At 62.5% G+C, this 11,111-nt stretch carries 11 protein-coding genes; 8 read left to right on the forward strand and 3 right to left on the reverse strand.

All coding sequences use genetic code 11. The features are described from left to right. Positions 1 to 641: 641 nt before the first annotated feature. Both CIC12_RS09770 and CIC12_RS09775 read left to right on the forward strand, forming a co-directional pair. The gene (locus CIC12_RS09770; RefSeq protein ID WP_168663922.1) at positions 642 to 1,091 is read left to right on the forward strand and encodes an ester cyclase; all 450 of its coding nucleotides are present in this window, start codon (positions 642 to 644) and stop codon (positions 1,089 to 1,091) included. A gap of 251 nt (positions 1,092 to 1,342) precedes the next feature. Continuing rightward, positions 1,343 to 1,801 carry a hypothetical protein gene (locus CIC12_RS09775; protein ID WP_168663923.1) on the forward strand — a complete coding sequence of 153 codons (459 nt, stop codon included), beginning with the start codon at positions 1,343 to 1,345 and terminating at the stop codon, positions 1,799 to 1,801. Positions 1,802 to 2,009: 208 nt separating this feature from the next. Here the strand turns inward: CIC12_RS09775 and CIC12_RS09780 are convergent, their stop codons facing one another. From CIC12_RS09780 to CIC12_RS33750, 3 genes are all read right to left on the reverse strand, one after another. Next, entirely contained in the window at positions 2,010 to 2,393 is a 384-nt protein-coding gene (locus tag CIC12_RS09780) for a hypothetical protein (RefSeq protein WP_168663924.1), read from the reverse strand. Positions 2,394 to 2,549: 156 nt separating this feature from the next. Next, positions 2,550 to 3,197 (reverse strand): glutathione S-transferase family protein, encoded by a 648-nt coding sequence (locus CIC12_RS09785; protein WP_168663925.1) that lies wholly within the window; start codon positions 3,195 to 3,197, stop codon positions 2,550 to 2,552. A gap of 308 nt (positions 3,198 to 3,505) precedes the next feature. Next, positions 3,506 to 3,808 (reverse strand): VF_A0006 family four-cysteine protein, encoded by a 303-nt coding sequence (locus CIC12_RS33750; RefSeq protein ID WP_342030518.1) that lies wholly within the window; start codon positions 3,806 to 3,808, stop codon positions 3,506 to 3,508. Positions 3,809 to 4,287: 479 nt separating this feature from the next. Here CIC12_RS33750 and CIC12_RS09790 point away from each other — a divergent pair, with 479 nt between their 5' ends. The 6 genes from CIC12_RS09790 to CIC12_RS09815 form a co-directional block, all read left to right on the forward strand. Next, a complete protein-coding gene (locus tag CIC12_RS09790; protein WP_168663926.1) occupies positions 4,288 to 5,691 on the forward strand; it encodes a GH1 family beta-glucosidase in 1,404 nt (467 codons plus the stop codon). Positions 5,692 to 5,766: 75 nt separating this feature from the next. Further along, positions 5,767 to 7,005 (forward strand): ABC transporter substrate-binding protein, encoded by a 1,239-nt coding sequence (locus CIC12_RS09795; protein WP_168663927.1) that lies wholly within the window; start codon positions 5,767 to 5,769, stop codon positions 7,003 to 7,005. A 9-nt stretch (positions 7,006 to 7,014) separates the two neighbouring features. Next, positions 7,015 to 7,980 carry a carbohydrate ABC transporter permease gene (locus CIC12_RS09800; protein ID WP_168663928.1) on the forward strand — a complete coding sequence of 322 codons (966 nt, stop codon included), beginning with the start codon at positions 7,015 to 7,017 and terminating at the stop codon, positions 7,978 to 7,980. Continuing rightward, entirely contained in the window at positions 7,980 to 8,894 is a 915-nt protein-coding gene (locus CIC12_RS09805; RefSeq protein WP_168663929.1) for a carbohydrate ABC transporter permease, read from the forward strand. Before CIC12_RS09800 ends, CIC12_RS09805 begins: the two co-directional genes overlap by 1 nt. A 9-nt stretch (positions 8,895 to 8,903) precedes the next feature. Beyond that, positions 8,904 to 10,109: an ABC transporter ATP-binding protein gene (locus CIC12_RS09810; RefSeq protein ID WP_168663930.1), complete on the forward strand. Its 1,206-nt coding sequence runs from the start codon at positions 8,904 to 8,906 to the stop codon at positions 10,107 to 10,109. 48 nt (positions 10,110 to 10,157) lie between these two features. Then, positions 10,158 to 11,111: substrate-binding domain-containing protein (locus CIC12_RS09815; protein WP_168663931.1), on the forward strand; the 954-nt coding region annotated here is incomplete at its 3' end.

The raw sequence follows: 11,111 nt of genomic DNA on the forward strand, positions 1-11,111 counted from the left end.
GCGCTCACCGGCGGCCCGTCGGCTCCGCACTCCTTCACAGAAACGTCGCCGGCATCGCCTGTCGGCTGAGCAAGACACGCTGTCTCGACAGGCTCGATAACAGCAGTAAGACCGGTCGCCAGCCCGGCATGGTGTTCGAACAAGGCTTGGAGTTCAGGGCGCAGTCCATCGCCGCGTCGGGCTGCGAGCGCATGAAGCGAGAGAAAGGGCAACATTGTCGAACTCCAGTCAATGAAGGACGGGCACGCTCTGCGCGAACTCCGGATTGGCGACCGGACGTCCGCGAGATACATGGGATTCGAGCGCACCGTTCTTCGTCCGACGGCCTGGTCTATGGTGCGATCGCATGAACAGGATAGGGCAGCGAATCGATGCCGGCACTCCGATTCTTGCTGTCTAATTGCTGTGAACACAGAGGATGCCTAACGCAAATAGATATGCCGTCGTGTCGCCCTTGCCTGCTCGTGCGCGATGCACTAGCGCCGAAGCGGCACGTCACCCTCGTCGGCATCGACCGCATGCTGGTTTGCGAGTATTCCAGCAAGAAACGGGGGGCGGCGGATTGCCTGCGCCGATAGGGTTCATGCAGAGCGAAGCGATTGCGTTTCCCTCTCTCACCCACTGTCAACGAGGAGTTCACCATGTCCATGGAAGATGACAACAAGGCCGTCGTGGGCCGCTGGTTCACTGATTTCTGGGGCAAGACATGCAACCTCGACATCGTCGATGAGCTTGCTGCTCCTGACATGCTGCTTCAATACTCGCTGCACGAACCGCGTCGTGGCCGCGAAGACATCAAGGCCTTCATGACCGATTTCCGTGAAGCGTTCCCGGATCTTCATTTCTGGGGCACCGCTGATCTCATCGCCGAGGGGGAATACGTCGTGGGCCGCTGGGAAGGTGGTGGCACACATACCGGTCCGGCATTCAGCGATTTCCTCATGGGATCGCTGCCGGCTGCGACCGGTCGGACAATGCGCTTCACCGGCACGACCGTGCTACGGCTCAAAGGCGGCAAGATAGTCGAAGAGATCGGGCTGGACGATGGCTTGACCGCGCTGCAACAACTTGGACTCGTCAAGGCCGTGTGATCGAAGTCGCAGCGCTCGCGCAGCCTACAGGCAACGCGGAGCGCATCCAGCCTCCCAACAGGCCGGGTACACCCCGGCCTGTTCGTGGACAGGGCGCTAGCCGCAGACACAACATCATGCCGATTTTCCGCGGCACGCGAGCGCCACAGAAAGCGTGGGTGCGTGTAGATTAGGGGCTTGCAGTTTGCGACCCGCGAGTGTCTTCGAACCGGTCGCCATTGGAGTCAGTCCTGATTTGCACAGGAGCCGGCATGAACACGAAGCACAGCAAGAAGGGTCATCTCGAAGCCGCGGCGTCACATCACGAGCAGGCCGCGCGACATCACCGCGAGGCGGCGCGTCATTTTGAAGACGGTCGAGACTTTGCCCACGCCGCACATCAGGCGATGATGGCCCACGGGCACACGTTGCATGCGATCGATCAGGCTCACGACGCAGGCGCGCACAACACCAATACGCCCGCAATAGCGCCGCCGTCGAGCGGCACGAGCGTCAGTGCCGCGGACGTGGCAAACCATCATGCGGCGGCCGTGGAGCTTCACACGCAGGCGGCGCAGCACATGCGCCACGCCGTCAAGCTGTTCGATCAGGACCGTAGCGCGGTCTCTCACGACGCACAGCTAGCGCTCTCCCTTGCATTGCGCGCCTTGTCCCACGGCAACGAAGCGGCAAGGCTATTTGTCAAGCTTTCTGTTAGTGGTGCTTCGTGAGTGAACGTGGGCCGATCCGAGTTGCTCACATGGTGTCTCGCAGAAGTGCGCAATTCGTTTATGCCGCTTGGCGGCGCGTGCGGAAAGCTGAACCGCTTCTGCACGGCATGTGCACCGTACAGCACGACAGTGGCGCGCGGATCTACGGTGATGGGCCGCGAAGATCCGCGCATTCATCCCTGCGGCGCAATGAAACGCCCACTCGAGACTAGGCTTTTCGCTCCAGCACGTCAGCTGCCTTGGATTTCGCGTGCGCGACGGCCTCTTGCGCGTCGAGGAATACACCGAGCTGCTCCCAGTGCTCTTCGGCCGCATAAACGCCTTTCATACTGAGTGCCCTTTGAACGCGCAGTTGCGCTGCGTACCTGCCGTCTTCCAATGGCCGGGCAGTCGCTATGACCTTATGCGGAAGGTCGGATCTTTCTGGTTGAATCAACTCGACAGGACCGCCAGGTATGCCGATATTTTTCAACTCGTTTCTGGCTTTGCAGTCCGGGCAGTAGAAGTACCACCTCTCGTCCTCGTGGGTGGATCTGACTTGCCCGCGAGCCAGCACGGCACGACATTCAACGTTTTCGCAGATGAACGGCATGGCAGTTTCCGGAGTTGTTTGAAGAAATCCTAGCATGTCCATCGACGGCCAACCATTAGCATGTTGCCGTGCCTGAGCCTAAGGAAAACCCTCAAGCGCGAGTCGTGGAGCGCGTGTTGCGCGGCTGCGGCGTCGCCAGAACGAACGCCCCGAGAGTCATTGCGCTTGCGCTCTGAGCGGGGGCAGTTCAGGCGCGTCGAGCCCTGCGAATGGATCCCGCCAGGCGGGGATCTCCATGAGCCGCGCATGCCAGGCTTCGACGCGCGAGAAATCGGCGAGCGGCAGGCCGGCGAGTTGGGCGAACGGGAGTACGCAGGCGAGGCGAAAATCGGCGTAGGTGGGCTCGCCGCCGACGAGCCAATCCTGGTCCGCGAGATGCTGTTCCAGTATCGCGGCCGAGGACGCGAACCGGCTCATGCCCGCCTCGACGAGCTCGTGCCTGATCGGACCGAGGCCGTAACGCTGTTTGGTCACGCGTTCGAAATGAACCTGATCGCAGGCGCGCACGAAATTCCAGTAGCCCCAGCTGATCCAGCGGATGAGATCGGGCATGGCGTCACCCGTCGGCCAGAAGTCGGACCCGGCGAGGCGCGAGAGCCGGCAAGCGATCGCGTCCGCTTCCCACAGCGACGTTTCCCCCTCGACCAGAATGGGAAGCCCCTGGTTTGGATTGAGCTTGAGGAACTTCTCGGTCTCGCCCGGGGAAAAGGGGGAAGCGAATTCAAACTCGACCGGTGAGTTCAGATAGCGCGCCACGGCAACGGCGAGGCGCGGATTGTAGTTGCGGCTGAAGTAGAGCTTCATTGGGCGGTTATTCATGAGGGATCGGTTCGACCTCCTGTTTTGTTGAATGCCTGCTCAAAGACGATTGACGATTTCTGCGCGCGCCAATGAAAAGGACCAGCGGGATCCTGCGCGGTCATTCGCCGTTCCGGCTTGACTGCGTTATACGCGAAAAACAAGGACGGCTATTTTTGTTTTGTAATGACCGGGGTGCGCCTGGGAGAATCGGCACGCTTTGAATTTTTTTTGCCGCCGTTCATATCCCAATCGTGTGAGACTCATGCGCTCGTCGCGCGAATGCGTCGGCCTACCGGGTAACGAACCATGGATCACATCTGATTCTGGCGCCGGCATGCTCGCAGGATCTGTTGAATCGCCGATTGGCTTCTTACAGTCTGCAAATTCTGCAGGACGCACACGTGATACGACCTTTCCCGAGGCAATAAGAGCGCACCGTTTCTGTAAAGCGCTTCGCACGAGCGTCTGATCGCGTTTGCCGCTACGCTGCTTTGACTATCTCTCAGCGATTGCAGGATGCATTGATCGTAGTCTGGATTGCCGATGCCTTGCGCCAGGACCGGGAGCGGCGAGCCGAGCGTGAGCGAGACGAGCAGACAGGTGAGGGTGCGCATGGATTCCGGGCGAAACGCAGCGATTGAGGCGTCAATCGTATCATGTCGCCTCTCGATGCTCGTGGTGCAATGGGCGGCTAAATCCGGTTAAAAACCGAGTGGCAGGATCATGCAGGCCATATGAAACATGCGGGAAGAAGCGCAAGCACTGTCGTCTCATATCCCCACTTTATGCAATGGGATTGAATCGGTAGTTATCCAATTTCACGCACTTGAAATGCTTTTAATCGAGATCATCATGCGGCCAGTTTTCGCGGTTGGGTGAGTAGTCAGAATCACCAGCAGACGCGGCTGAAGAGGCTTCGGAACCCCGTGAACCCAAACGCCACGACCGCTCCAGACAAACCCTGATTGCGACGGTGAATCCGCCACTGCTATCGTTCGCTGGTCAGTGTGGAAGCGCTTCCACCCAAGCATTTACATGGGTCGAAGGAGGGCTCCCCCACACCCGGTTCAACGACCTCAGCGCAGGAGAATCCATGGCAAACGACACATCCGCAGTACTGGATCCGGTCTCCCCCCATTCGCTCGCCGATCCGTTCACGCCGCCCGCGGACTCGTCGCTGTGGCGCAAGAACTTCCTGCTCGGCGCGGCCACCGCGGCGTATCAGATCGAAGGCGCGATCCACGAAGACGGCCGCCTGCCGTCGATCTGGGACACCTTCTCGGCGACGCCCGGCAAGGTGCTGGCCGGCGACACCGGCGCCGTGGCCTGCGATCACTACCATCGCTGGGAAGCGGACGTCGATCTGCTGGCGGGGCTCGGCCTCGAAGGCTACCGGCTGTCGATCGCATGGCCGCGCGTGATGGACGCGGCGGGCGCGCCGAATCGCAAGGGCATCGACTTCTACAAGCGCCTGCTCGCGCGCCTGCAAGAGAAGGGCATCACGACCTTCGTCACGCTGTATCACTGGGACTTGCCGCAGCATCTGGAAGATCGCGGCGGCTGGCTCAATCGTGACACCGCGTACCGTTTCGCCGACTACGCCGACCTGATGAGCCGCGAACTGGCCGGCTCGGTCGACGCATGGGCAACCCTCAACGAGCCGTGGTGCTCGGCGTATCTCGGCTACGGCAACGGCCATCACGCGCCGGGCCTCGCCAACGGCCGCTTCGCGACGCAGGCGATGCATCATCTGCTGCTCGCGCACGGTCTTGCCGTGCCGGTGCTGCGGGCCAACGATCCGCGCTCGCAAAAGGGCATCGTCGCCAACATCGGCCGCGGCACGGCCAATAGCAATAGCGCTGCGGACCAGCGCGCTGCGCATCTGTTCGAAGTCCAGCACAACGCGTGGATTCTCGATCCGCTGCTCAAGGGCGACTATCCGCAGGACCTGTTCGAATTGTGGCCGGGCACGGAACCGCTCGTGCTCGACGGCGACATGAAAACGATTTCCGCGCCGCTCGACTTCCTCGGCATCAACTATTATTTCCGCACGAACGTCGCGAGCGACGGCGCGCACGGTTTCAAGGAAGTGCCGCTCGAAGGCGTGGAGCGCACGCAGATGGGCTGGGAGGTGCATCCCGACGGCTTGCGCGACCTGTTGACGGGTTTCAGGAGGACTTACGCCAACCTGCCGCCGATCTACATCACCGAAAACGGCATGGCCTCGGATGATCAGGTGACCGATGGCAAGGTGGACGACAGCCAGCGCATCTCGTTCCTGAAGCGCCATCTCGCCGCGGTCGACGAGGCGATCAAGGCGGGTGTGGAGATTCGCGGCTATTTCCTCTGGTCGCTGATGGACAACTTCGAGTGGGCGTTCGGCTACGAGCGGCGCTTCGGCATCGTGCATGTCGATTACGCCACGCAGAAGCGCACGCTCAAACGCAGCGCGGAGCTGGTCGCGAAGTTTTTGAAGGAGCGGGGAGAGAGGACGTAACGATTGACGGAGCAGCAGGTAAAGCTGGTGGGCATGTCGACTTGAAACACGGGCGCAAAGCCTGGAGGAGACGGAATGAACAGCAAAAAAATGGTCTTGCGAGGCGTGGTTGCGGCACTGGCGTTGTATGGCGTCGTCGCGCAGGCGGAGCCTCTGAAGGCCAACGTGATTCACTGGTGGACCTCGGGCGGCGAATCGGCCGCGATTCGCCAGTTTGCCGATGCCTATAACAAGGCGGGCGGCCAGTGGGTCGACAATGCGGTCGCGGGAGCCGATCAGGCGCGCTCCACGGCGATCAACCGGATCGTCGGCGGCGATCCACCCACGGCCGCGCAATTCAATACGTCCAGGCAGTTTCACGACCTGATCGATCAGGGCCTGCTGAACAACATCGACGACGTCGCCGCGAAAGAGAACTGGAGCGCCATCCTCCCGCCGTCGATCGTGGACAGCATCAGGGTGAAGGGCCATTACTACGCGGCGCCGGTCGATATCCATATGCTGGCCTGGTTCTTCTATTCGAAGCCGGTGTTCCAGAAGGCCGGTATCACCGCCGAGCCGAAGACCTACGACGAGTTCATCGCCGATCTCGGCAAGCTGAAGGCCGCGGGCGTGATTCCGCTCGCGCTCGGCGGCCAGCCGTGGCAGGAGAAGATCACGTTCGACGCGGTGCTCGCCGAAGTGGGCGGCACCGACCTTTACATGAAGGTGTACCGCGACCGCGATACGAAGGCGGTGAATTCGGACGAGTTCAAGAAGGTGCTCGTTTCGTTCAAGCATCTGCACGATTTCGTCGATGCGGGTTCGCCGGGCCGCAACTGGAACGACGCAACCGCGCTGGTGATTTCCGGCAAAGCAGGCGTACAGATCATGGGCGACTGGGCCAAGGGCGAATTCTCCGCGGCCAACCAGAGCCCGGGCAAGGACTTCGGCTGCTTCCCCGGCTTCGGTCCGCATTCGCCGTATCTCGTGACGGGCGACGTGTTCGTGTTCCCGAAGACCGACAACCCCTCGGCGATCAAGGCGCAGAATCTGCTCGCCACGGTGATGACCTCGCCGTCCGCGCAGGTCGCGTTCAGCGCGAAGAAAGGTTCGATTCCGATTCGCCCTGACGTGGACGCCAGCAGTCTCGACATCTGCGCGAAGGAGGGCATCGCAATCATGAAGGACAAGTCGCGTCAGCTGCCGAATGCGGAAATGCTGATCTCGCCTGACACGCAGGGTGCGCTGATCGACGTCGTGACGAACTTCTGGAACAAGAACCAGTCGGTCGACGACGCGCAGAAAGCGTTTGCCAACGCGTTGAAGAGCTAGGTGCCGGCGATGCACGCGCTCAAGCTGCCGGCCGCCGGTTCCAAACCGGGCGAGACGCCCCGTAACGGGCTCCATAACGGGCCTCGCAAGAAGCCGTTACGGAAGCGTTTTTCGATCGCCGCGTGGCTTGCGCTGCTGCCGATGATCCTGACCGTCGTGTTCGCGTATGTCGGCACGATGGTCTGGACCGCGCGCGTGTCGCTCAGCAATTCGCGCACGTTTCCTTCTGATACCTTCGTGGGCTTCACGCAATACGTGCGGCTTTTTCATAACGACCGCTGGCTGCTGTCGCTGCAGAACATCGTGATCTATGGCGCGTGCTTCATCGTCGCGTGCATGGTGATCGGGTTGCTGCTGGCGATCTTCATCGATCAGCGCGTGGTCGCCGAAGGCGCGTTGCGCACGGTGTTTCTCTATCCGTATGCGATGTCGTTCGTCGCGACCGGGCTCGTGTGGCAATGGATTCTCAATCCGGAACTCGGCGCGCAGGCCGTGCTGCACAAGCTCGGCTTCGCGCACGCGCGCTTTGACTGGATCGTCGATCAGGACTGGGTGATCTACACGATCGTCATCGCGACGGTGTGGCAGGCTTCGGGTCTGGTGATGGCGCTGCTGCTCGCGGGCTTGCGCGGCATCGACGACGAACTGTGGAAAGCCGCGCGCATCGACGGCATTCCGCGCTGGCGCGTGTATGCGAGCATCGTCGTGCCGATGCTCGGACCGTCGATCTCCACCGCGTTCGTGCTGCTGTTCGTGATGGTCGTCAAGCTCTACGATGCGGTGGTGGCGATGACCCAGGGCGGCCCGGGCACTGCGAGCGAAGTGCCGGCCAAGTTCATCATGGACTATCTGTTCGGGCGCGCCAATATCGGTCTCGCGTCGGCCGCTTCGATCGTCTTGCTGGCGACGGTGCTCGCGATTCTCGCGCCGTTCTTCTATGCCCGCAGCCGCGCGGCGCTGCGCAAGGAGGTGTGATGAACACGCTCAGTCCGCCGCTGAAAAGCGGCACGCCGAGCCGCGCGCACAAACGGCGGCGCACGGCATTCACGCCCGCGCGCATTGGCGTCTACGCGTTTCTGCTGGGCGCGGCGCTGTTCTTTCTGCTGCCGCTCTACGTGATGCTCGTCACCTCGGTCAAACCGATGAGCGAGATCCGGCTCGGCAATCTGCTGGCGTTCCCCGCGCATTTCACCCTCGACGCATGGAGCGCCGCGTGGCAGTCCGCGTGTACCGGGCTCGATTGCAACGGCATCCGGGTCGGCTTCTGGAACTCGGTGCGCATCGTCGTGCCGAGCACGGTGCTGTCGATCGCGATCGGCGCGGTGAATGGCTACGCGCTGTCGTTCTGGCGGCCGCGCGGCGCCGGCCTGCTGTTCGGCGTGCTGCTGATGGGCGCGTTCATTCCGGTCCAGGTGATGGTCTATCCGCTCGTGCGCGTGCTGGCGAGCGTGCATCTGTTCAGCTCGCTGCCGGGCATCGTCGTGATTCACACGATCTTCGGCATGCCGGTGATGACGCTGCTGTTCCGCAACTACTACGTGTCGATTCCGCAGGAGCTGTTCAAGGCGGCCCGCATCGACGGCGGCGGCTTCTGGCGCATCTTCGTACAACTGATGCTGCCGATGTCGACGCCGATCATCGTGGTCGCGGTCATCATGCAGGTGACGGGTATCTGGAACGACTTCATTCTCGGTCTCGTGTTCGCGGGCACCAAAAACCTGCCGATGACGGTGCAGTTGAACAACATCATCAATACGACGACCGGCGAGCGGCTCTATAACGTCAACATGGCCGCGACCATTCTGACATCGATGGTGCCGCTCGCGGTCTACTTCATTTCGGGTCGCTGGTTCGTGCGCGGCATTGCGTCGGGCGCGGTCAAGGGATAGGGCAAGGGCATGACAAACGCGGCTGATGTGAGCAATGCGGTAGGCGATGCGCTCGGCAACCCGTTGGCGAATGCGGCAACCTGCGCGGATGCCGACGCGGCAAGCGCGCCCGGCGTCGCGGACGCGGCGGGCCTCACGACCCCGGCCAACGTGGCGGTACGCAATCTGACCATTCGCCTCGGGGCGAACACCGTGATCGAGAATCTCGATCTCGACGTGCGCGCCGGCGAGTTCGTCGTGCTGCTCGGCCCTTCGGGCTGCGGCAAATCGACCTTGCTGCATAGCATCGCCGGGCTGATCGACGTGAGCGACGGCAGCATCGAAATCGCGGGCGAGGATATGACCTGGGCCGATCCGAAGGACCGCCGTATCGCGCTGGTGTTCCAGTCGTATGCGCTGTATCCGACCATGAGCGTCGAGCGCAATCTGTCGTTCGCGCTGCGCATCAACGGCACGCCGAAGGCGGAGATCGCGCGGCGCGTGGCGCGGGCCTCCGAGATGCTGCAGCTCGGCCCGCTGCTCAAGCGCAAACCGGCGCAACTCTCGGGCGGGCAACGGCAGCGCGTGGCGATCGGACGCGCGATCGTGCGTGAAGCCGACGTGTTCCTGTTCGACGAACCGCTGTCGAATCTCGACGCCAAACTGCGCACCGAACTGCGTCGCGAACTCAAGCAACTGCATCAGCGTCTGGGCGCGACGATGATCTACGTGACGCACGATCAGGTCGAAGCGATGACGCTCGCCACCCGCATGGCGGTGATGCGCGGCGGCGTGATCCAGCAGTTCGGCACGCCCGCCGAAGTCTATGCGCGCCCCGACAATCTGTTCGTAGCGACCTTCCTCGGCTCGCCCGCGATGAATCTGCTCAAGGGCACGTTGGCGTCGCGCGAAGGCTCGATCGAGTTTTGCACCGCGCACTGGCGGCTCGATGTGTCGGCCTATGCGTTCAAAAGCGCGCCGCCGCAAGGGCAGCCATGCGTGCTCGGTGTGCGCGCCGAAGACGTGCGGGTGGGCGAGGGGCTGCGCGAGCGTGCAAAGGTTTCGCTGGTGGAGCCGATGGGCAACCACCGGGTCATCTGGCTCGACTATCATGGCGAGCAGATCGCATCGATCGACCAGAGCAAGACCCCGCTCGCGCCTGGAGACAGCGTGGCGTTTTCGTTCGACGCCGCGCATGTCTCGCTGTTCGACGACGCAGGCGGCGCGCGCTTGTAGCGCTGGCGAAAGTGTCGTTGGAATCAACATGGTTTGACGGAGAACCGCGTGGCTACTCTCAAGGATGTCGCGGCACTGGCCGGCGTGGGCATGTCGACTGCGTCGCGCGCCATTTCCGGTAAAGGGCCGATCTCGGCCGATGCCGCCGCTCGCGTGCAGGCGGCAATCGAGGCGCTGAACTTCCGCCCGTCGTCGATCGGCCGCGCGATGGCGACGCAGTCACTCGGCATGATCGGCATTTTCGTGCCGACCTTCTTCGGCTCTTACTACGGCACGATTCTCAAGCAGACCGATGCCGAACTGCGCGCAGTGGGCCGTCACGTGGTGGTGGCGACCGGCTGCGGGGAAGCGTCGCCGCGCGAGCAGGCGATCGAGGCGGTGCGCTTTCTGATCGGCCGCGATTGCGACGGCGTGGTGGTGATCAGCCACGATCTGCACGACGACGACCTGAACATGCTGCATCGCATGCACCCGAAAATGGTGTTCCTCAACCGGGCGTTCGAGCAATTGCCGGAGGCGTCGTTTTGCGCCGATCACCGGCGCGGCGGCGAACTGGCGGCGCGCACGCTGCTCGATGACGGGCACCGCGACATCGCGGTGATTTCGGGGCCGTTCAGCGCGTCGGACAACCAGGCGCGGCTCGAAGGCTTCTTCGCCGAACTGGCGCGTGGCGGCATCACGCGCGACGACGTCACGCTGATCGAATCGGACTTTTCGCCGGAGGGCGGCTACGCGGCCACACAGAAAGTGCTCGATTCGAAGCGGCGCGTGACGGGCCTCTTTTGCGCGAACGACACGATGGCGGTGAGCGCGCTCGCGCGCCTGCACCAGGCGGGCATTGCCGTGCCGGACGACATGTCGGTGATCGGCTACGACGACGATTACTCGGCCGCTTACGCTGCGCCCGGGCTGACGTCGGTGCACATCCCGACCGCGGAGCTGACGCAGAACGCGGTGCGCTGGCTCGTCAACCAGTGCTACCGGACCACGTGGGAAATTTTC

This window comes from Paraburkholderia sp. SG-MS1, assembly GCF_012275575.1.
GTDB lineage: Bacteria > Pseudomonadota > Gammaproteobacteria > Burkholderiales > Burkholderiaceae > Paraburkholderia.